Below are 19827 nucleotides of genomic sequence, written 5' to 3'. Positions count from 1 at the left end.
CAAGACGGCTGACGTCCCGAGAACTCGAACCCGATGAGCGCGGAACGACCGCAGGACGGCTTGTCTCAGAAAGCTACAGCTACCTGAGACGCTTCCTTTCGGGTCGAGCCAGCTACACAGCAGCTCCCGCGACGCAAGAGTTGTGAACGGTGAAGGGTGACGACGGTCATAGTGCGCCGCCGAGAAGGATGCCGACGGTGGCTGCGGAGACGGAGACGACGAGCATCCCGAGTCCGTTCACGGTGGCAGCGGTCAGCCGGCCGCTTCGGGCGAGTCGAACGGTCTCGAAGCTGGCCGTGCTGAAGGTGGTGTACCCGCCCATCACTCCGGTGCCGAGCACCGCGACCGGTACCGCACCGAGGTGGCTTGCCGCTCCGACGATGACGCCGAGCAGCAGAGACCCGGTGATGTTGATCGTCAAGGTTCCGACGGGAAGGCGGAATTGCCGGCCGGTGTTGATCAGGCCGTCAAGCAAGAACCGGGCGGCAGCGCCGACACCACCGCCGACAGCGATGAAAAGGACCAGGAGCGCGCTCATGCGTGCACCGTCCGCGGGCGCATCCAGGAGGCGGCCACGAGGCCGCCCGCGGTCGCGATCGCGCCGGACACCACGGTCAGAAGTGCGTAGCCGGTGCCGGCGAGGCCGTGTCCGTCGAGGAACAGCGCGGCGGTGGCTTCTGCAAGGGCACTGTAGGTGGTGAAGCCGCCCAGAACCCCGGTTCCCAGGAGCAGCCGCAGGGTGCGGCGGTGACCGTAATCGGGTCCGCGGTGCGAGAGAGCCTCCAAGAGCAGGCCAAGAAGCAGCGCGCCGACAATGTTGATCCAGAAGATGGACCAGCTCACCCCATCGACAGCGGGGAAGACCTCAACGACGATCTCGCGTACCGCGGTACCGATGGCGCCGCCAGCAGCTACCAGCCCGAGGTAGCGCCAACGCAGGTGAATCGGACGCGTTGCCGCTGACGGTGCCGGGGTGTAAACGTCGGGGTCGGGTGGGAGCTGTTCATCGGGCATTGACGTGTCCGTGGGGGTGTTCATGTTCCGCCTTCTGCCGCGACGAGTGCTGCGGCGTCGTGTGCTGCCGGATCGAGGTAGGCCCCGCCTCGGGGCGTGAGCGTGTTGTCTGCGTCGTCCATCCGGTAGAGCAGGGGCTGTCCTGTGGGGAGGTTGAGGTCGGCGAGCTCTGCATCGGAGAGGTCGTCGATGACGGCGCAGAGGGCGCGCAAGGAGTTGCCGTGCGCGACGATGAGCACGCTCTGCCCTGACTGCAGCGCGGGAAGAAGCCGTGTCCGCACCACGGGCGTGAGGCGGTCGATGACATCCATCAGCGCCTCCGTCCGCCGGACCGCCGCTTCGGGGAGTCCGCGCAGTGCGGGTGTTTGTCGCAGAGCTCTCCAGTGATTACCTGACATTTCCGGTGGTCGACCGTCCCGCGACCGACGCATGTGTGTGTACTGGTTGTCGCCGAGCTCGGCGCGGGCCTCTGCTTTGGTGCGTCCGGTGAGGGCGCCGTAGTTGCGTTCGTTGAACTCCCACATCGCGGTGGTGGGGGCGTCCGTGCCGAGGGTGTCTCGAACAAGGTCGGCGGTGTGGACGGCGCGCTGCAGCGTCGATGTGAATATCAGATCCGGCATCACGTGGTGGGTTCGCAGTAGGAGCCCGGCATGGTGGGCCTGCTGGATACCGCGGGGGGTGAGCTGCACGTCGAGTAATCCCGTGAAGATCCCGGTTTGGTTCGCGGTGCTTTCGCCGTGTCGGAGGAGCGCGAGGGTCCCGGTCATGACGGATCCGCTGGTGAGTGGTGATTGAACCCGACGGGGTCTGTCGGCACGACCAGCACCGGGCGGTGCTGGTGACGGGTGAGTCGCGCAGCGACGCTGCCGTTGAACAACTTCGCCAGCCGATGCCACCCGGTGTTCGTGCCCACCACGATCATCACGGCGTCACGCTCCTCGGCGATCGTGGTGAGGGCTCGGACAGGATCCCCGACTCTCGTCAACACTGCGACCTCGACCGACCGGGCGGCAGCGATCGCATCAATCGCGGCGCGGTCGGGATCCGAAAGATGCTGCGGGTCCCTGTCGATGGAGTCCGGGTCAAGCGGCTCGATGATCGCGGAACCGTCCGCTCGCTTTCCCAAAGCCAGCAGCCCTGCATCGACGGTGACGCACACCACAGGTACGGCGAATTTTTCGGCTACCTGCGCCGCGACTTCCATGACGTCACGCACGTGACCCGTTTGTACGCCGATGACGACTGCGCCCGGCACCGTCAAATCTGCCATCACATCTCCCTACCTCAGGCGCGCGTGAGCGCGACCAACTGAGATAGGGACTGTTGTCGACGAGTGTCGAGGTTGGGTCCGGGCAAGCCCCACTGCCGGGTCCGAAGACACCACCAGTATGCACCCACCCGGGCACCTGTCATAGAGGCAGGTCGATAGCGCCCATCATCAACGACGCGGTCGAATCCGATGCGCCTGATCTCCACCCCCGCTGGGACTTGACCTTCCCCAGCGCGCGGAGCGGCCGCGATGTGATGCCTGGCTGGCGTCACCCTTTGCCCCGGCAACGTACTCCGCACGGATTCGTCGACGAGTTGAACGATGTGGCGGTGCACCGGGTACACCAGATGACGGGTGTCAGCCGGTGACGAGGACGCTTGCGGTGGTTTCGATGTCGTCGTCAGTCATGGTTTCGAGTTGATTGACGCGCAGTACTCGTTGAACTTGGGAAAAGAGGCGTTCGAGGAGTCAGAAATTGCCGCGCGTGATGCTTTCGGTAGCGGCGACGGTTTGTGTCGGTGAAGTCGTGGAGGTCGAGAACGCACCGAGGCGTTTGCAGTGACAGTCGAGGACAAACAGGAGTTCGTCGAAGCCGAGCACTTCTGTACCGGTGAGAGAAGCCGAGCCGGCTGTCGACCGGCGGGCAATGGCGGGATCGTTAGTCGATACCGGGCATGCCGATGAGTGCGACCGCGATCCGGGTGCGGTCGTCATGGTCGCGGATCAGTTCGAGGCCAGTCGTCGCGTCGACAACGGCGTCGGAATGCGCTCTTAGCCGCGGATGTTTGCGTCGCGTTACTGTGAGGGAATGACTCCCCATCGATTAAAGACCGCTTCTGGCGAGGCGCGCCCGTCGCGGTCCGGCGGAGCGGTCGACGCGGGCGTCGTGGTGCTCTTGCCCCTGATCGTCGCGTTCGTGTGGGCGCTGCTGTACACCCCGCACGGCGTCGAGATCGTCGTGACGGTCGCCGTGGCCCTCGTCGTTCCCCTGGTCGCCGCCGCCTCGATCCTGCGCCGTCGGCCCCGCACGATCACCCCCGCCGATCGCGTCACTCTGGGGCGCGTAGCGCTCACCGGGTTGATCGCCGCCGTCACGGTGCTGGTCCTCTTGGACCGTTTTCCCGTCCGCACCTGGACGACGGCCGCGGTGGTGAGCGCGGCACTCCTCCTCGACGCCGTTGATGGGTGGGTGGCACGCCGCACGGGCACCGCCACCGACGCTGGTGCACGCCTCGACATGGAGTCGGATGCCGCCCTCTTGCTCGTGCTCTCGGTCCTCGTGTCGCAGACGGTGGGCTGGTGGGTGCTGGCGATTGGCCTCATGCGCTACGTGTTCGTTGCGGCATCCTGGGTGCACCCCAAGCTGCGGGCTGATCTGTCGTACAGCTCGTTCCGCCGTGTGGTTGCCGCGATCCAGGGGATTGCCCTCCTGCTCGCGCTCGTTCCGATCGTGCCGCCCGCGATGGCCGTCGCATCCGTCGCGATCGCCTTGGCACTGTTGACGGTTTCGTTCGGTCGGGACGTCGTCGCCTTGGAACGCGCGTGAGTATCGCGGACGACGACGGGTTCGCTCCGCGCGAGCGGCACCCAGCCGCTGTAACGGCCCGCGCCTTCTGGTTCGTTGCTCCAAATGAGGGTCGGATGCAGATTGAAGAGCTGCCTCCGGTGCGCGACGGCGAGGCGCGTGTGCGGACGCTGTACACGGGCATCAGCCGGGGAACCGAGCTCCTCGTGCGCCGCGGCGAAGTTCCCGACTCGCAGCATGCGCGCATGCGCGCCCCGTTCCAAGAGGGCGACTTCCCTTTTCCCATCAAGTACGGATACCTGTCGGTGGGAGTGGTCGAGGCGGGGCCCGACGCGCTGCTTGGTCGCCGCGTGTTCTGCCTGTATCCGCACCAGGACCAGTACGTCGTCGATGCGCGCGCGCTCACGCCCCTCCCCGATGAGCTGCCGTCGCGTCGCGCCGTGCTCGCCGGAACGGTCGAGACGGCGTTGAACGCCCTCTGGGATGCCCCTCCCTGTGCGGGCGACCGAGTGGCGGTCGTCGGGGGCGGGCTCGTCGGCGGTGCGGTCGCGCTACTGCTGCGGCGTTTTCCGCTCGCGCGCCTGCAGATCGTCGATCCGGATGCCGCGCGCCGGGCACGCCTCATCAGCGCGGGCCTCGACGTGGTGGAGGCCGGGGAGGCGATGAACGACTGCGATCTCGTGTTTCACGCGTCGGCGTCGGAGGAAGGCCTAGCGCTCGCCCTGGGCCTGCTCGGCGACGAAGCGGAGCTGATCGAGATGTCGTGGTTCGGCACTCATCCGACGCGGGTGCCGCTGGGCGAGGACTTTCACTCCCGGCGGTTGCGAATCACGGCGAGCCAAGTCTCGCGGATCGGCATGGCGCGACGCGCCCGCCGCGATGCAGCAACCCGTCTCGCGACGGCGCTCGAGCTGCTCACCGACCCTGCCTTCGAGGAGCTGATCGCCGCCGACGTCACATTCGACGACATCGGTGACGCTTACGCCGCGATGGAGAAGGGCGAGATCGGCCCCGGCTGCGTGGTCGTGGCCCATCCCGGGGCCTCCGACGATCCCCGCTCGAAGCGAGCGGCCACCCCCGGGCCGCTTGATCCCCCGACCGGTTCGGTCATCCGTCCGAACCCCTCCGCAGAGATCGCCGCGACCTGACGCGTCGCCGAAAGGACCCCATGTTCGGACTCACCGTCCGCGATCACATCATGATCGCTCACAGCCTGCCCGACCCGTTCTTCGGCCCTGCTCAGGGGCTCCATGGCGCGACGCTCGTCGTGGAGGCGACATGGCGCAGCCCCAGCCTCAACGACCACGCGGTCGTGATGGACATCGGCGAAGCGTCGCGCCATCTGTCCGAGGTGCTCGATCCGCTGCGGTACGCCAACCTCGATGAGCACCCCGCCTTCGCCGGGACGCTGAGCACGACCGAGGCCGTGGCCCGGCACATCGCCAATGAGCTGGCGGCACGACTGGAGGCCGACCGCGGAATCGCGAGCATCGGCATCGTGGTTCGCGAGCACCCCGATGCGTGGGTGACCTTTGAGATCGACCTCTCGGGTCGCTGATCGCGCTTTCGTCGTCCCCGCCGATCTCGGTGGTCCGAGCGGCGGCAGCGCATACAACGACGCGGTTCTCGCCGCGCTGCGGGCGGGCGGCACGCACGTGGCGGAGTTCCGTGTCGCGGGCGCGTGGCCACGACCCTCGAGGTCCGACCTCGAAATTCTCGCGCGCGCCCTTTCGCACGCGGACGAGGTCGTCGTCGACGGGATCGTGGCCTGCGCTGCGCCCCGTCAGATCCGGGACGCCGTAGCCTCCGGCATCCGCGTCGTCGTGCTTGTTCACCTTCCCCTCCCCGCCGAGTCCGGACTCGGGCGCATCGATGTTGGCGCCCTGGCCCGGTCGGAGCGCACAACGCTCGAGGCGGCGAACGCGGTGCTCTGCACGAGCGATTGGACGCGCGCCGACCTCGCGGCACGGTACGGGGTAGATGCCGATATCGTGCGTCCAGGCGTCGAAGAAGCCGCACTGTCCGCGGGGAGCAGCCCACCGCGTCTGATGCTGCTCGGGTCGGTGACGCCGCGGAAGAACACCCTGCTCGCGCTCCGCGCGCTAGCCTCGGTTCGTGAGCTGCCGTGGGAGGTGGTGGTGGCAGGGCCCGTGATTCCCGGCGATCCCTTCCCCGCCGAGGTCGCTCGCGCCGTTCACACCCTCGGAGCCGACCGCGCCCGCCTCGTCGGCGCCGTGACCGGGCGTCGCCGCGAGCGTCTGTGGCACGAAACCGACCTCCTCCTTCTGCCCTCGCTCGTCGAACCGTACGGCATGGTCGTCACCGAGGCCCTGGCCCGAGGCATCCCGGCCCTTGTCGCCTCGGGGACGGGGGCCGTCGAGGCGCTCGGCGACGGCACGCCGCCCGGTGCCCCGCTGCCTGGCGCAGCACTTCCCCCCGGCGACCCCGCGGCCTGGAGCGACGCCGTCGCCCGCTGGTCGGACGATGCCTCTCTCCGCGGCGCCTGGCGGTCCGCCGCTCTGCAGGCGCGGTCTAGACTTCGACGATGGCCCGACGCCGCAACTCAGCTGCGAGAGCTGCTCCGATGGTAACCCGGCCGGTTCCCGCCGCCTGGCTGTCGCTGCGCCGAGGGGCCGACCACGCCGCCCGTGAGGCGTCTCTCCCCCTTGTTGATGAGCTCGTCGGAACCCTCGTCCGCCGAGATCGGGCCCGCACCGAGGGGACGGTACCCCGCCCCGACGAGACGGTCGAGGTCCGCGTGGTCGACGTCGGCGCGGGCACCGGGTCGAACCTCATGTGGCTCGCCGATCGCCTGGCGCCGCTGCCGCAGCACTGGATCCTCGTCGATCACGACGCTGAACTCATCGGCACGACCGATCTGGTCGCCCCGCCGTCCATCTCGCGACTCACCCGCCGTATCGCGACCGTCGCCGAGCTTCCGGACATCGTCACCGGCGGGGCGGGACCCGTCGTGATCACCTGCGCGGCGCTTCTCGATCTGCTCTCCCCCGATGACGCTGCCGTGCTCGTCGACGTCATCGTCCAAACGGGCTCCGCGGCCCTGCTGAGCCTCAGCGTGACCGGGGAGGTGTCGATCGATCCTCCTCACCCCGCGGATGCGCCGATCTCCGCGGCCTTCGACGCCCATCAGCGGCGTGATGACCTGCTCGGTCCAGATGCGATCGACCACGTCGGCGCTCTGCTGCGCGACCGTGGACACCGGGTGCGCGTGATGCAGACGCCCTGGCGGTTGGATGCCGCCGATCAGTCCGCACTCCTCGCGCGCTACCTCGCCGATCGTGGCGCCGTCGCCGTCGAGCAGGACCCGGCGCTCACCGATCTCGTCGCCGTGTGGGGTGCGGCGCGGCAGGAGCAGATCCGACGCGGTAACCTCGTCGTGCGCGTCGGGCATGCCGACATCCTCAGCTTGCCCCCCAACGGATGACGGGCACCGTGGGCCGGGGGCGATACGTGTTCTTCTCGGTCGCGCAGGCGGCCGCTACGGTCGGCATCCTCTCTTTTCTCGTATGGAGCTTCGGTCTGACGCCATTCGTCAACGCCGTGATGCGCCTTCCGCCGTGGACCTACCCCGCCGGTATCGGCCTGGGAGCGCTCGGCGTCGTCGCCCAGGCGCTTCGATGGAGCATCGTCGCGCGACACCACGCCATCCGCGTCCCATTCGGATCGGCGGTCGCCAGGTGCTGGCAGGCGTCGTTCCTCAACAGTGTGCTCCCCGGTGGTCTGGCCGGAGACGCACTGCGGGCGGCCGACGACAGCAGCGACGCGCGTGTGGACCGAGGTCGCCGGGCTCTCGCGAGCAGCTTCGCCGCGGTCGCGACGGAGCGGTTGATCGGCACGGCGGTGGTCTTTGCGGCGGCGTCGATCGCGCTGGCCTTTGTGGCTCCCATCTTCGCAGCCGGGTGCGCCGTGATCGCCGCGTTCGCCGCTGCCATCGCCGGACGATGGATGCGGCGGCTCTCGCGCGGCGAGACGCTCGCCGTCGTCGGCCTCGCGATCGTCGGGTGGGCGGCATTCACGGCGATCTTCGTCGTCTCCGCGGTTGCGCTCGTACCCGACCCGAGCGCTGCGGTACTGACGAGCACCTCCGCCGTCGCCGTCGCCGGGATGTCCGTTCCGCTCGGTGTCGGCGGGTGGGGCACCCGGGAAGCAGCCGCGGCGTGGGCCTTCGAGATGCTCGGGTCGACCGCAGAAGACGGTCTCACCGTGTCGATCGGCTACGGCATCCTGGCCCTCGCGTCGACGCTGCCGGGGGCGGTGATCCTCGGCGCACGCGTCGTTCCGCGCGTTCGCGAAATCGGGCGAGCGCGCGCGCGTCGCCGGGCGCACGGTACCGCGTCAGAACGTGAACTCGGTGCAGAGGTCGGCGCCGAGGGGGAACCTACGCACGGCTCCGCGCAGCGCGTCGGCGAGACGGTCCTCCCCGTCGAAGCGGATGCCGGGCACCCCGTCGCCGATCAGCACCGGAGCGGTCGTCAGGTAGAGCCGGCGGAGGGCGCCGTCGACGACAAAGCGTGAGACCGTGACCCCTCCGCCCTCGACGAGCACCCGTGACAGCCCCCGCTCAGCGAGTACGGCGAGGATCGCCCGCGGGCTGAGTGCAGAGAGCCCGGGGACGCGGACCACCTCGACGTGATTGCCAACGGTCACGTCGACGTCGGTATCGGCATCCACCAGCCAGAGGGTCGTCGCCGCGCCGTCGCGCAACAGCACGGCCTCCGACGGAATGCGCGCCGACGGGTCGAGGACCACCCGCACCGGGTTGAGACCGGCCACGGCGCGGACGGTGAGGCGGGGATCGTCCTGCGCGACGGTGCGCCAGCCGACCACGACGGCGTCGACGAGGGCGCGAAGCCGGTGCAGGTGTCGCCGATCCTCGACGCCCGTGACGTAGTTGGCGTCACCCGTGCGCGCGGCGATGAACCCATCGAGACTCTGCCCCAGCTGGGCGATCGCGAGAGACCCCGTATCGTTCATGATCGGCTCGTACATCGATGCGATCACCGGGCACGACGACGCCTCTCCGGCGATCAGCTGCCGCCAGGCCACGTCGTCGGGGTCGGGCACTGCTTCGCCGGACGAGGGAGGCGGTGGGTGTCCCGCGTCATCGATGGACGTCATTGCGTCAGCGTATCCGGCCTTCCCGGGCAAACGCAGGGCATGCGGTGGCTCCGTACTCCGCCTGCGGGGCAGGGCAGCCGCGGGGCACGGCCGTCACCAGGTGCGGAAGGATCGATAGTCAGATTGGGCTGTCGGCAGGGCGGTCGACGTACTCCGGCGCAGTTCGCTCGCGGATAATGCGTCGTAGGGCTTTCGGGCAGTCGCGCAGCAGTTCCTTCCGAGGTCGCCCCAGGGCCCGGGTAGCTCTATGGACTGAGGTGACCGAAAGCGCCGGGTCCGTGAGCGATGCTTAAGAACGCTGTCGCGGCAGACCCGGGCCGGGTGGACCACACCGCGCGCAGCGGGCGAGTCAGAGGGGGTGCGAGCAGGGGAACCTGGACGAGGGTCCCGTCGGCAAGGTCACCGTCCACCGTGCGCAAGCTCATCACCGCCGGTGCGATACCGGCGCGCGCGTTCGCTCGGATGATGCCCGTCGTGTCGAGCACCGCCGCCGGCGAAGAGAGGTGAAGCCCCGCATCGGCGAGCCAGGTTTCCAGCGTGGCGCGTGTTCCGGAGCCTTCCTCCCGCAACAGCAGGGGGGTGTCGGCGAGTTCTTTCGCGGTGACGCCGGCAACGTGTGCCCACGGATGGTGCGGCGCGACGACGACCGCGAGCTCGTCCACAGCGACCACCACCGAGGAGACGTCCGGTGCGTCGATGGGGGTCTCGACGAAGCCGAGATCTGCCGCACCGGAGCGGACCAGGTCCGTCACGGCGGCGGAGTTACCGGCGAGCAACCGCACGCTCACATCAGGTGCAGCGTCCCGGTGCACCAGCAGCCAACCGGGCATCAGCACCTCCGCGATCGTCTGTGACGCGGCCACGACGAGGGCACCACCAGGCTCCCTGAGCGCAACGATCCCCGCCTCCAACCGTCGGGACGCCTCCAACACCGGAACAGCCAGCCCGAGAACCACCCGGCCCACATCGGTGAGCTGCGAACCGGATGCCGTCCGGTGCACGAGAGGCTGACCGGTCGCCCGCTCCGCAACGCGCAAGCGCGCAGACACTGCCTGCTGCGTCACCCCCAGCGCCTCGGCGGCGCGGGTCAACGAACCGGTCTCCGCGATGCCCGCGAGAACCTCGAGAGTGTCCAGGTCCAAGGTCCGGTCCGTCAACCGCCGCGTCTTCACAAACACTCATTGTGCCCTGCCAAAACGATCGCCGTTCCGAAAGAAGCCGATGCCGCTCAGGCTGGAACCATGCCTTCCCTGCTTGCTGAGTCCGCACCCGCCCGCACGCGTGTCACGACGGATACCCGCAAGCGCTTCTTCCGCGAGTTGGAGGGACCGGCGCAGATCGTGTCGAACCTGACACCGAACTGGTTCGCATCCATCATGGGAACAGGGATCGTCGCCGTCGCCGCAGCCTCGCTCCCGCTGCAGTTCCCCGGCCTTCGCACCGCAGCGACCGTCGTGTGGGCGATCGCCGCTGTTCTGCTCGTTGCGCTCACAGTAGCCACGGGTCTGCACTGGACCCGGTACCGGCACGTCGCCAAGAACCACCACCTGCACCCGGTCATCTCGCACTTCTACGGCGCTCCGCCGATGGCGTTTCTCACTGTCGGTGCGGGCACCCTTCTCCTCGGAAAAGACTGGATCGGGTTACCCGCCGCGGTCGCCGTCGACTGGGTGCTCTGGGTCATCGGTACCGTCGGCGGGCTCCTCACCGCGGCGCTGGTGCCGTATCTGGCATTCACTCGACACGAGAACAAGCCCGACTCCGCGTTCGGCGGGTGGTTGATGCCGGTCGTCCCCCCCATGGTGTCCGCCTCCACCGGCGCACTGTTGCTGCCCTACACCCCCGCCGGACAAGCGCGAGAAACGCTGCTGTGGGCGTGCTACGGGTTCTTCGGGCTCAGCCTGATCGCCTCGCTGGTGGTCATCACCCTGATCTGGAACCGCCTCGCGCAGCACAAAATCGGTACCGCCGCGATGGTCCCGACCCTTTGGATCGTTCTCGGCCCCGTGGGGCAGTCGATCACCGCCGTGAACCTCCTCGCAACGAACGCCTCCACCGCCGTCGACGCGAGCACGACCCACGCGCTACTCATCGTCGCTCTCGTATACGGTTTCGCGATGCTCGGCTTCGCGCTGCTGTGGACCGTTATCGCCCTTGCCATCACCATCCGCACCGCCCGCGAGCACCTCCCGTTCAGCCTGACCTGGTGGTCTTTCACCTTCCCCGTCGGCACCTGCGTCACCGGGCTGAACGGCCTCGCCCTGCACTCCGGGCTCACCGCTGTTGGGGCCCTCGCCGTGATCTACTACGTCGGCCTGGTCGCGGCATGGATTACCGTCGCCGTTCGCACCTTCCACGGCTCCGTCATCCGCGGAACCCTCCTCGCACCGCCGCGTCCAGCATGAAAACTCTCGACGTGCCCGCAGACGTCCACACGCTCAACGCTCTCGCCGAAACCTGGCGGACAGCACCCGATGGCACACGGCGGTTCGTGCCCAACTTCGATCCACTCTCCGGCGGCACCACCAGCCGGGTTCTGGTTCTCATGCAATCCCCCGGCCCGCAGACGATCGCCGCCGGAGAAAACGCGGTCTGCAGTGAGGACAACCCCGGCCCAACCGCGCGCGCGTTTCGAGCAGCCCGCATCACCTCCGGGCTCGCTCGAAGCGACTACCTCCGGTGGAACCTCATCCCCTGGGCGACACGCAGCCCGGTCCGCGCATCGGAGATCGAGCTGGGCCGCCGTGCGCTGGGCGAACTACTCCCACTCCTCCCCGCGCTTGAGACAGTGGTCACCTACGGCGCCGTCGCCCTCAACGGGATCATGCGCCACCTCACACTCGATGACAACGCACGCCTCGTTCACGTCATAGCCGCTCCGCACCCCTCGCCCGCAAACGGCCATCACCGCTCCGAACAAGCAGAACGCTCCGTACGAGCACTCCGACTCGCTACGCGCCCACGAACCCCCTGAACGGCATCGCGAGATGCGCGAATCGCACCACGCCCAAGCAATCCAGCGCTCGCCTCACCGTCTTCGTCATCGGAAGCTGACCGGCGCCATCGAGCGATCAGAGAACGCCGCCATCAGGCGAGCAACCCCACAGGGGTGGTGCAAAATCCGTCGCCAAACCCGGCACGATGCGAAACTCAGGAGAGCCGTTATGCGTCGTTTGGGAGAACCGGTAGCGAACGAGGGGAGCCACTGTGGCCGAGCCGCAGATGAAGATCGAGCAGCGTTATCCGGAGCTGTTCGCGCAGCTCGACGAGACGCAGCGTCGTGCCGTGGTGCAGTCGCTCGCGGCCGGGTGGCATGAGGGTTGGAAACCTACCCGCGAGGACGTCGAGAATCTGACGGACTATGCACGCGGTGCGATCGACGCGGACGAGTACGACCGCCGGGCGGATGCCGCAGCTCACCGCTCGGCCAAGGCGTCTCGACGCGCTGCCGGCGTCGTCGGCAGAGCCTGACGTGGTCGGGGGTCCCCACAGCTAGGGGTCGTACTTCTACCCAGCCGCGTTGACCGGCCGGACCCGCGGCGGGACGCTCCGCAACAGGTTCGACGAGCGCGACTCCTCACGCGCTGCAACGCCGATCGGACGCGGGAGGTGGAGACGCCAACACGGGAGTCCGCCCAGCGCGTCGGCCCCTGAGCGCACAACGAAAAGGGGATGCCGGCACCCCGGCATCCCTCCTCCGTTCACCCGCGCAGCGCGTCGGCGAGCTTCACCCGTGCGCCCATCCGCAGCAGCGAGTTGCGGTAGATGCGCGCGGCCAGGCCGATGGCCAGCGCGCACGAGGCGATGAGCACGAGCAGCGACAGCACCGGCTCCCACCACTGGGCGTCCCCGAGGTACATGCGCAACGGCATCCCGACGGGGGCCGAGAACGGCACGTACGACATGATCGTCAGCACGACGGGGTTGTCGTTGAAGAAGATCACCAGGAAGTACGGCGCCATGATCAGCATCGTGATGGGTGTCGTGGTGGCGCCGACGTCCTCCTGACGGGAGACCAGCGCCGCGGCCGCCGCGAACAGCGAGGCCAGCAGCACGAACCCGAACAGGAAGAAGATCGCGAACCACGCGATCGGGGCGCCGAGGGCGTCGAGCACCCCCGACTGTCCGGTGACCGCGAGGCCCACCACGGCGACCGCCGCGAGCAGCACGATCTGCGCCATCGCGAGGACCGTGTTGCCGATCACCTTGCCCGCGAGCAGCGCTCGAACCGGGATCGCCGAGATGAGGATCTCGACCACGCGCGTCTGCTTCTCTTCGACGACGCTCTGCGCGATCGTGCCGCCGAACGTCGACGCCGCGATGAGGAACACGATGCCGAAACCGAGGGCGATGAAGTAGCGCAGGGCGTCGGCGGCGCCCGCGCCCGGGTCGATCATGTCGACCGGCGGGGTCTCGCTGAGCATCTGCAACAGCGAGGCGGGGACGTTGTCCTTCACCACGACGGTGTAGTCGAACGCCGGGTCCGTCGAGCCCGTGACCAGGGCGGCATCCACCGTCCCGTCCTCGACGAGGGCGCGCGCGGCGTCGTCGCTGTCGGACACCGTCACCTCGACGCCCTCGAGATCGGCCACGGCGCTCTGCGTCTGCGAGGTGACCGCGACCGGGATGCCGTCGCCCCGCAGGTTGTTCGCGGCGAAGCCGCCCCACAGCACCGACGCGAGGGCGGCGACGATGAGGATCGCGGTCGAGATGACGAAGGCCTTGCTGCGCAGCTTGGAGCCGATCTCGCGCTCGGCGACGAGCCAGATGCTCTGCAGTTCGCCGGGCGCGCGGCACGCGGCGGTCGGGGAAGTGCTCACTGGATGACCTCCTTGAAGATCTCGGCGAGGGTCGGTCGTTGCGGGGCGAAGCTCGCGACGTCGCCGCGCTCGACGGCGCCGCGCAGCACACGCTGGGCGGTGGTGTCGTCGGCGGCGTCGAAGAGGGCGTACCCCCCGTCGAAGTCGAGCACCGTGATCCCCGGCTCGTCGCGCAGCCACCCCGCGTCACTGCGCGAGACGAGTTCGTAGCGGTGGGTCGCGTGCTGCGCGCGCAGGTCGTCGCGGCTGCCGGCGGCGCGGATCGTCCCCCCGGCGATGATCACCAGGTCGTCGCACAAGCGCTCGACGACGTCGAGTTGGTGCGACGAGAACAGCACGGCCGCACCGGCCGCCGCCTTCTCCTGCAGCACGCCCGCCACCACGTCGACCGCGAGCGGGTCGAGGCCCGAGAACGGCTCGTCGAGGATCAGCACCTCGGGCTCGTGCACGAGCGAGGCGGCGATCTGCGCGCGCTGCTGGTTGCCGAGAGAGAGCGTCTCGACGAGGTCGCCGAGGCGCTCGCCGAGTCCCAGGCGCTCGAGCAGGGCCGTGGCCTTCGCGTTCGCCTCGGCCTTGCCGAAGCCGTGGAGGCGCGCGAGGTAGGCGATGTGCTCGGCCACCTTCATCTTCGGGTAGAGCCCGCGCTCCTCGGGCATGTACCCGAAGCGGCGGCGGTCGGCGGTGGTGACCGCCGCCCCGTTCAGTTCGACGGTGCCCGCGTCCTTGCCGAGCACCCCCAGGGCGATCCGCATGGTCGTGGTCTTGCCGGCGCCGTTGCCGCCGACGAAGCCCGTCAGCCGGCCCGGGGCGACGTCGAAACCCACGCCGTCGAGCACGCGGCGTCCGCCGTAGCTCTTGGTGATGCCGTTCAGTTCGAGCACGATGCATCCCTTCTTCTCGATGTCTCCCACGCTAGGGATCCGGATGCCGCGGGCACCTCCACCCCGGGACGGTTCCACGTCTCCGCCGTGAGGGGGAGGGGACGGCGAGGCGAGGTCCCTGAGCCTGTCGAAGGGCCGGACCCGTGGGCTCTGAGCCTGTCGAAGGGGTCGGTACCCGCGGCCTCGGGACCGAGGTCCCTGAGCCTGTCGAAGGGCCGGTACCCGCGGGCGCGGAACCCGGGTCCCTGAGCCTGTCGAAGGGCCGGTGCCGGCGGGTCGGCTGAAGCCTGCCGCGGACCCGCCCTCAGGCCAGCCCGTGCCGGTGCGCGAGCACCACGGCCTGCACGCGGTCGCGCGCGCCGAGCTTCTGCAGCACGTTCGACACGTGCGTCTTGACCGTCGCCTCCCCGATGAACAACCGCGCGGCGATCTCGGCGTTGCTCATCGCCTCGGCCACCAGGCGCAGCACCTCCGCCTCGCGCTCCGTCAACGGCTCGGTCAACTCGAGCGCCAGCGGCGGGGGAGCGGATGCCGGGGTGCCGGCATCCTGTGCCGCGAAACGCTCGATGACCCGGCGTGTGACCTCGGGGGCGAGCAGCGCGTCGCCCGCGCCGACGACGCGGACGGCCGAGACGAGCTCTTCGGGCCCCGCGTTCTTGAGGAGGAAGCCGCTCGCGCCGGCGGCCAGGGCGGAGAAGAGGTAGTCGTCGCGGTCGAAGGTCGTGACGATGAGCACCGCCGCGTCGGAGGCGGGGTCGGCGGCCAGCTGCCGGGTGGCCTCGAGCCCGTCCATGTCGGGCATCTGCACATCCATGCAGATCACGTCGGGCCGCAGGCGTGCCGCGGCGGCGAGCGCCTCGACCCCGGAGGCCGCCTCGCCCACGACCTCGATGTCGGGCTCGAGCGACAGGATCGTGCGGAACCCCGCCCGCATCATGGCGTGGTCGTCGACCAGCAGAACGCGCAGCTCAGGCATTCGCCACCTCCGCGGGGGTGAGCGGCACGCGCACGCGCACGAGGTAACCGCCGCGCGAGCGCGGTCCGATCTCGATCGAGCCGCCGGACACGGCCGCGCGCTCGCGCATGCCGAGCTGGCCGAGGCCGGGCGTCGACGAGCCGCGGCGTCCGGTGTTCGATATCTCGAGTTCAACGGCATCCGTCTCGAACCGCAGTCGCACGTCGGCGGTGGCGTCGGGCCCGGCGTGGCGGCGCGCGTTCGTCAGCGCCTCCTGCGCGATGCGGTACAGGTTCACCTGCACGAGAGGCGGGGGATCGCACGCGGGGGCGCCGACGGCCGTGAAGGTGGTGGGGAGCCCCGCGGCGGTGGCGTCGTCGACGAGGGAGCGGATGGAGGTGAGCCCGTGCGTGGTGGGCGCGGTGTCGGGGGCGGTGTCGCCGTCGGGGGTGCGAAGGGTCTCGAGCAGCTGGCGCAGCTCGTGCAGAGACGTTCGCGCGGAGCTCTCGACGCCGGTGAGGGTCTCGCGCGCGGCGTCGGGATCGCGGCTGAGGAGCGACCGGGCGACGCCCGCCTGCACCCCCATCAGTGAGACGTGGTGCGCGACGACGTCGTGCAGCTCGCGGGCGATGCGCACGCGATCGAGGGCGACGGCCTGCGCCGCGGTCACCTCGCGCTCGGACTCCAACTCGGCGGTTCGCTCCTCGAGGGCCGCGCGTTCGCGCATCTGCTGGTGCGAGCGGTCGCCGAAGTAGTACGCGCCACCGAAGAACAGCGCGTTCACGCCGATCATGAGCAGCTGGTACGCGACGAAGGGCGAGAACGCCCCGGCGCGCGAGAACGCGCCCTCGAGGTCGGGGTCGATCGGCTGCGTCGCCTCCTGGAACATCACCACGAACAGCCACGCGAACATGCCCACGATGATCGCGACACGCACGATCGTGGCGCGCTGGCGGCTCGTCTCCCACGCGCCGACCGTGTAGAGCGCGATGAACATCGCGATGTTCCCCGCATAGATCTCGGGGATGCGCAGGGTCACGGCGGCGAAGTACGCGAGCGAGACGATCACGGCCACCACCGACGGCCAGCGGCGTCGGAACGCGATTGGGGCGGCGAGCACGAAGATGTAGCCCACCGCGAGGGCGAGCGAGGCCTGCTGGTCGCCGTAGAGGCCCGAGACCGACGACAACACGGCGCTGAGCAGACCGCCGAGCAGGAGGACGACCGCGAGCACGACGTCGTTGCGTTGTTGCGCGCGCGTGATCCTCGGCATCCCTCCACGCTAGGGGCGACCGCCGACACCTGCATCCCCCGTGAGGCGGAGTCAAGAGGAGGGGGAATACAGGTTCGGCCGCGATGCTTGCACGTGAATGAACCAGGGCGCCCGCGCCCCCGTCGTCCGGAAAGAGGATCATCGTGACCGACTACACGATCGGCTACATCGTCGGCAGCATCTCCAGCACCTCGATCAACCGCCGTCTGGCGAAGGCACTCGAGAAGGTCGCCCCCGAAGGCGTGACCCTGAAGGAGATCCCGATCAAGGACCTGCCCTTCTACTCGCCCGACTACGACGGGAACTTCCCCGAGGTCGCGACCGAGTTCAAGAAGGCGATCGAGGATGCCGACGGCGTCTTCATCGTGACCCCCGAGTACAGCCGCTCGATCCCGGGCGTGCTGAAGAACGCGCTCGACTGGTCGGCGCGCCCCTACGGCGAGGCGTCGTTCAACGACAAGCCCACCGCCGTCATCGGCACCTCGCAGGGCGGTATCGCCACCGCCGCCGGACAGCAGCACCTGCGCTCGGTGCTCCTGCACTACAACGCCCTCGTCCTCGGTCAGCCCGAGGGCTACATCCAGTCGACCCCCGGTCTCTTCGAGGACGACGGCACCGTCACCGACGAGGGCACCGCCGCGTTCCTCCGCTCGATCATCGAGGCGCTCGTGACGCTCATCTCGCGCACCGCGCCCGCCGAGGTCCCCGCGGCCTGACGCTCCCCCACGGCGGGGCCGGGGTTCGCCTCGGCCCCGCCGTCGTGCGACGGCGGCGCTGACCCTGCCGAGGAGGTCCCTGAGCCTGTCGAAGGGACAGCGGTCGAGGCGGGACCGGTGGCTTCGACAGGCTCAGCCACCTGGGTCTCTGCCGAGTCGGGGGAGGAGGTCCCTGAGCCTGTCGAAGGGACCGGGCCGGGGGCGGGATCGGTGGCTTCGATGGGCTCAGCCGCCTGCGCTCCTGCCTGGCCAACGGGCCAGGCGACGACGGTGGTCAGTCGCCCGCGCTCGCGTCGGGCTGCAGCGCCTCGGCCTTGCGCCGCAGCAGCGCCGCCTCGCGCTCATTGCGCGTGAGCCCGGACGCGACCCGCAGCTCCTCTCGCGCCTCGGTCGTGCGGCCGAGGCGCGCCAACAGCTCCCCGCGCACCGAGGGGAGGAGGTGCGAACCCTTCAGCACCCCGGCCGCCGCAAGGCCGTCGACGATCTCGAGGGCATCGAGGGGATCGGATGCCATCGACACCGCCACCGCACGGTTGAGTTCGACCACGGGACTCGGCGTCACCCGACCGAGCGCCTCGTACAGCAGCACTATGCGGTCCCAGTCGGTCGCCTCGACGCTCGATGCCCGGGCATGACAGAGCGCGATCGCGGCCTGCAGCTGATAGGGACCCCGCCCGCGCCCGAGGGCGTCGGCCCGGGCGAGCAGCGCCGCGCCGCGGGCGATCGCCGAGCGGTCCCAGCGCCGGCGGTCCTGGTCGGCGAGGAGCACGGCATCCCCGTTCCGGTCGACGCGGGCGGCGAAGCGCGACGCCTGCAACTCCATGAGCGCCGACAGGCCGAGAGCCTCGGGCTCGCGCGGCAGCAGGCGGTTCAGCACGCGGCCGAGCCGCACCGCCTCGTGCGCGAGCTCGGTGCGCAGCACCGTGTCACCGGAACTCGCGACGTAGCCCTCCGTGAACACCAGGTAGATGACGCTGAGCACGGCGCCGAGCCGCCCCGACCACTCTTCAGGCCCCGGCACCTCGAAGGGCACCCGGGCCGCGCTGAGCGTCTTCTTCGCGCGCACGATCCGCTGCTGCATCGTCGGGACGGGCACCAGGAACAGCCGCGCGATCGCCGCGGTGTCGAGGCCGCCCACGACCTTCAGCGTCAGGGCGACCTGAGCCTCACGCGCAAGCACCGGATGGCACGCCGCGAACACCAGGCGCAGCACGTCGTCGTCGATCGGCTGCCACTCGGCATCCTCGATCTCCTCCAGGTCCGCGCCCAGGAGTCGGTACTTCTCGTCGAGTCGCTGCTGCCGTCGCCACCCGTCGATCGCGCGTCGTTTCGCCACCGCCGTCAGCCACGCCCCCGGATTGTCGGGGATGCCATCGCGCGGCCACTGTGCGAGCGCTTCGGCCACGGCATCCTGGGCGAGATCCTCCGCCGTGGCGAGATCACCGACTACGCGCGCGAGCGTCGCGACGACCCGGGCGCCCTCGATGCGCCAGATCGCCGCGACGCGTCGCGCGACGTCGGTGGTCACGACGGGGTCAGCGCGCGGCCTGCTCCTCGCGCCAGCCCTCTTCCTTCTGGATGTACTCGTTGTCGGCGAAGGCCGCGAAGTCGGTCTCGTCGGTCACGCGGCGCACCTCGAGCTTGTTGCCGGCGATCAGCGGGGCGCGGCGGGCCCACTCGACGGCTTCGTCGCGTGTGGAGACCTCGATGATCCAGAAGCCGTTGAACAGCTCGTGCGTCTCGCCGTAGGGGCCGTCGGTGACGACCGGCTCCTCGCCGCCGAACTCGACGACGAAGTTCTGGCTCGTGTCCTCGGCCAGGCCGTCACCCGCGACGAGCACCCCGGCCGTCATCATCGCCTCGTTGTACGCGCCCATCTCGTTGATGATCTGCTCGAACGGGATCTGCTTGTACGCCGCGTACGCCTCGTCGGTGCCGCGCATGATCAGCATGAACTTCATCGTGGACTCTTCTCGTCGGTGCTCTCTCGAGCGATCTGAGGGGAGCGAATGCTTCCCCTTACTATCGCGTCGAACGGGGTCGAGCGGAATCGACAGGGTGCGGAAAAAAGTTCGCGGATGCCGTGAGCTCCGGCTTCGGAGCGGCCCGCGGCCCTGGGGATCGCGCCGGAATCGGAGCACCGCAGCAGAATCGGATCGGTGGGGCCGCGGCATCCGAATCTGGTGTGCTTCTCCGATTCTGCGACGCCCGGCCGGATGCCGTGGGCTCCGGCT

General features: G+C 69.4%; 22 protein-coding genes and 1 pseudogene. 10 read left to right on the top strand and 13 right to left on the bottom strand.

The window, feature by feature from the left end:
• Window positions 1-166: 166 nt before the first annotated feature.
• From crcB to Q9R20_RS04660, 5 genes are all read right to left on the bottom strand, one after another.
• Window positions 167-538 (bottom strand): fluoride efflux transporter CrcB, encoded by a 372-nt coding sequence (crcB, locus tag Q9R20_RS04680; protein ID WP_270354454.1) that lies wholly within the window; start codon window positions 536-538, stop codon window positions 167-169.
• Window positions 535-1038: a CrcB family protein gene (locus tag Q9R20_RS04675; protein ID WP_270354453.1), complete on the bottom strand. Its 504-nt coding sequence runs from the start codon at window positions 1036-1038 to the stop codon at window positions 535-537. Before Q9R20_RS04675 ends, crcB begins: the two co-directional genes overlap by 4 nt.
• Window positions 1035-1781, bottom strand: coding sequence for a 2,3-diphosphoglycerate-dependent phosphoglycerate mutase (locus Q9R20_RS04670; RefSeq protein WP_311248216.1), 747 nt, complete (start codon window positions 1779-1781; stop codon window positions 1035-1037). The genes Q9R20_RS04675 and Q9R20_RS04670 overlap by 4 nt, the downstream gene beginning before the upstream one ends.
• Window positions 1778-2284, bottom strand: coding sequence for a universal stress protein (locus Q9R20_RS04665; RefSeq protein WP_311248215.1), 507 nt, complete (start codon window positions 2282-2284; stop codon window positions 1778-1780). The genes Q9R20_RS04670 and Q9R20_RS04665 overlap by 4 nt, the downstream gene beginning before the upstream one ends.
• Before the next feature lie 468 nt (window positions 2285-2752).
• Window positions 2753-2998 carry a hypothetical protein gene (locus Q9R20_RS04660; protein ID WP_137751078.1) on the bottom strand — a complete coding sequence of 82 codons (246 nt, stop codon included), beginning with the start codon at window positions 2996-2998 and terminating at the stop codon, window positions 2753-2755.
• A 172-nt stretch (window positions 2999-3170) separates the two neighbouring features.
• Here Q9R20_RS04660 and Q9R20_RS04655 point away from each other — a divergent pair, with 172 nt between their 5' ends.
• From Q9R20_RS04655 to Q9R20_RS04630, 6 genes and pseudogenes are all read left to right on the top strand, one after another.
• Window positions 3171-3830 (top strand): CDP-alcohol phosphatidyltransferase family protein, encoded by a 660-nt coding sequence (locus Q9R20_RS04655; RefSeq protein WP_311248214.1) that lies wholly within the window; start codon window positions 3171-3173, stop codon window positions 3828-3830.
• 95 nt (window positions 3831-3925) lie between these two features.
• The gene (locus tag Q9R20_RS04650) at window positions 3926-4957 is read left to right on the top strand and encodes a zinc-binding alcohol dehydrogenase (protein ID WP_137751076.1); all 1032 of its coding nucleotides are present in this window, start codon (window positions 3926-3928) and stop codon (window positions 4955-4957) included.
• 20 nt (window positions 4958-4977) lie between these two features.
• Window positions 4978-5367, top strand: a complete 390-nt coding sequence (locus tag Q9R20_RS04645) for a 6-carboxytetrahydropterin synthase (protein WP_137751075.1) — start codon at window positions 4978-4980, stop codon at window positions 5365-5367.
• Window positions 5342-6400 carry a glycosyltransferase family 4 protein gene (locus Q9R20_RS04640; protein ID WP_311248213.1) on the top strand — a complete coding sequence of 353 codons (1059 nt, stop codon included), beginning with the start codon at window positions 5342-5344 and terminating at the stop codon, window positions 6398-6400. Before Q9R20_RS04645 ends, Q9R20_RS04640 begins: the two co-directional genes overlap by 26 nt.
• A complete protein-coding gene (locus Q9R20_RS04635) occupies window positions 6394-7254 on the top strand; it encodes an SAM-dependent methyltransferase (RefSeq protein WP_137751073.1) in 861 nt (286 codons plus the stop codon). The genes Q9R20_RS04640 and Q9R20_RS04635 overlap by 7 nt, the downstream gene beginning before the upstream one ends.
• Window positions 7251-8063: pseudogene (locus Q9R20_RS04630) on the top strand (lysylphosphatidylglycerol synthase transmembrane domain-containing protein); the annotation flags it as partial. The gene Q9R20_RS04635 and the pseudogene Q9R20_RS04630, both read left to right, overlap by 4 nt.
• Window positions 8064-8165: 102 nt before the next feature.
• On the opposite strand, the gene Q9R20_RS04625 reads toward Q9R20_RS04630, so the two are convergent.
• The gene (locus Q9R20_RS04625; protein WP_137751071.1) at window positions 8166-8948 is read right to left on the bottom strand and encodes a RibD family protein; all 783 of its coding nucleotides are present in this window, start codon (window positions 8946-8948) and stop codon (window positions 8166-8168) included.
• 245 nt (window positions 8949-9193) lie between these two features.
• Window positions 9194-10090, bottom strand: coding sequence for a LysR family transcriptional regulator (locus Q9R20_RS04620; RefSeq protein WP_270354446.1), 897 nt, complete (start codon window positions 10088-10090; stop codon window positions 9194-9196).
• 99 nt (window positions 10091-10189) lie between these two features.
• On the opposite strand from Q9R20_RS04620, the gene Q9R20_RS04615 reads away from it, so the two are divergent.
• The 3 genes from Q9R20_RS04615 (at window position 10190) to Q9R20_RS04605 (ending at window position 12419) form a co-directional block, all read left to right on the top strand.
• Entirely contained in the window at window positions 10190-11353 is a 1164-nt protein-coding gene (locus Q9R20_RS04615) for a TDT family transporter (protein ID WP_267626607.1), read from the top strand.
• An 11-nt stretch (window positions 11354-11364) separates the two neighbouring features.
• Window positions 11365-11922: a uracil-DNA glycosylase family protein gene (locus Q9R20_RS04610; protein WP_267626608.1), complete on the top strand. Its 558-nt coding sequence runs from the start codon at window positions 11365-11367 to the stop codon at window positions 11920-11922.
• Between the two features lie 233 nt (window positions 11923-12155).
• A complete protein-coding gene (locus Q9R20_RS04605) occupies window positions 12156-12419 on the top strand; it encodes a hypothetical protein (protein WP_311248212.1) in 264 nt (87 codons plus the stop codon).
• 230 nt (window positions 12420-12649) lie between these two features.
• Here Q9R20_RS04605 and Q9R20_RS04600 read toward each other — a convergent pair whose 3' ends face one another.
• From Q9R20_RS04600 to Q9R20_RS04585, 4 genes are all read right to left on the bottom strand, one after another.
• Entirely contained in the window at window positions 12650-13768 is a 1119-nt protein-coding gene (locus Q9R20_RS04600; protein ID WP_311248211.1) for an ABC transporter permease, read from the bottom strand.
• Window positions 13765-14649, bottom strand: coding sequence for an ATP-binding cassette domain-containing protein (locus Q9R20_RS04595; protein WP_311248403.1), 885 nt, complete (start codon window positions 14647-14649; stop codon window positions 13765-13767). Before Q9R20_RS04595 ends, Q9R20_RS04600 begins: the two co-directional genes overlap by 4 nt.
• A gap of 304 nt (window positions 14650-14953) precedes the next feature.
• Window positions 14954-15625 carry a response regulator transcription factor gene (locus Q9R20_RS04590; RefSeq protein ID WP_311248210.1) on the bottom strand — a complete coding sequence of 224 codons (672 nt, stop codon included), beginning with the start codon at window positions 15623-15625 and terminating at the stop codon, window positions 14954-14956.
• On the bottom strand, window positions 15618-16877 hold the full coding sequence (locus Q9R20_RS04585) for a sensor histidine kinase (protein WP_311248209.1): 1260 nt from the start codon (window positions 16875-16877) through the stop codon (window positions 15618-15620). Before Q9R20_RS04585 ends, Q9R20_RS04590 begins: the two co-directional genes overlap by 8 nt.
• 143 nt (window positions 16878-17020) lie before the next feature.
• Between Q9R20_RS04585 and Q9R20_RS04580 the strand changes: the two genes are divergently transcribed.
• On the top strand, window positions 17021-17593 hold the full coding sequence (locus tag Q9R20_RS04580; RefSeq protein ID WP_311248208.1) for an NADPH-dependent FMN reductase: 573 nt from the start codon (window positions 17021-17023) through the stop codon (window positions 17591-17593).
• Window positions 17594-17867: 274 nt separating this feature from the next.
• Here the strand turns inward: Q9R20_RS04580 and Q9R20_RS04575 are convergent, their stop codons facing one another.
• Complete coding sequence (locus Q9R20_RS04575) at window positions 17868-19121, bottom strand: RNA polymerase sigma factor (protein ID WP_311248207.1); 1254 nt, start codon at window positions 19119-19121, stop codon at window positions 17868-17870.
• A gap of 7 nt (window positions 19122-19128) precedes the next feature.
• Window positions 19129-19554: a YciI family protein gene (locus Q9R20_RS04570; protein WP_311248206.1), complete on the bottom strand. Its 426-nt coding sequence runs from the start codon at window positions 19552-19554 to the stop codon at window positions 19129-19131.
• Between the last annotated feature and the right edge of the window lie 273 nt (window positions 19555-19827).

The sequence above is a fragment of the Microbacterium sp. PRF11 genome, from assembly GCF_031844085.1.
GTDB lineage: Bacteria > Actinomycetota > Actinomycetes > Actinomycetales > Microbacteriaceae > Microbacterium.
The sequence above is the reverse complement of the archived record's forward strand: the minus strand, read 5'-3'. Positions and strand labels throughout refer to the sequence as shown.

Excerpts from the sequence above, each read along its gene's own strand:
- crcB (WP_270354454.1), bottom strand. The coding sequence starts at position 538 with ATGAGCGCGCTCCTGGTCCTTTTCATCGCTGTCGGCGGTGGTGTCGGC.
- Q9R20_RS04675 (WP_270354453.1), bottom strand. The coding sequence starts at position 1,038 with ATGAACACCCCCACGGACACGTCAATGCCCGATGAACAGCTCCCACCC.
- Q9R20_RS04670 (WP_311248216.1), bottom strand. The coding sequence starts at position 1,781 with ATGACCGGGACCCTCGCGCTCCTCCGACACGGCGAAAGCACCGCGAAC.
- Q9R20_RS04665 (WP_311248215.1), bottom strand. The coding sequence starts at position 2,284 with ATGGCAGATTTGACGGTGCCGGGCGCAGTCGTCATCGGCGTACAAACG.
- Q9R20_RS04660 (WP_137751078.1), bottom strand. The coding sequence starts at position 2,998 with ATGACGACCGCACCCGGATCGCGGTCGCACTCATCGGCATGCCCGGTA.
- Q9R20_RS04650 (WP_137751076.1), top strand. The coding sequence starts at position 3,926 with ATGCAGATTGAAGAGCTGCCTCCGGTGCGCGACGGCGAGGCGCGTGTG.
- Q9R20_RS04645 (WP_137751075.1), top strand. The coding sequence starts at position 4,978 with ATGTTCGGACTCACCGTCCGCGATCACATCATGATCGCTCACAGCCTG.
- Q9R20_RS04635 (WP_137751073.1), top strand. The coding sequence starts at position 6,394 with ATGGTAACCCGGCCGGTTCCCGCCGCCTGGCTGTCGCTGCGCCGAGGG.
- Q9R20_RS04625 (WP_137751071.1), bottom strand. The coding sequence starts at position 8,948 with ATGACGTCCATCGATGACGCGGGACACCCACCGCCTCCCTCGTCCGGC.
- Q9R20_RS04615 (WP_267626607.1), top strand. The coding sequence starts at position 10,190 with ATGCCTTCCCTGCTTGCTGAGTCCGCACCCGCCCGCACGCGTGTCACG.
- Q9R20_RS04590 (WP_311248210.1), bottom strand. The coding sequence starts at position 15,625 with ATGCCTGAGCTGCGCGTTCTGCTGGTCGACGACCACGCCATGATGCGG.
- Q9R20_RS04585 (WP_311248209.1), bottom strand. The coding sequence starts at position 16,877 with ATGCCGAGGATCACGCGCGCGCAACAACGCAACGACGTCGTGCTCGCG.
- Q9R20_RS04570 (WP_311248206.1), bottom strand. The coding sequence starts at position 19,554 with ATGAAGTTCATGCTGATCATGCGCGGCACCGACGAGGCGTACGCGGCG.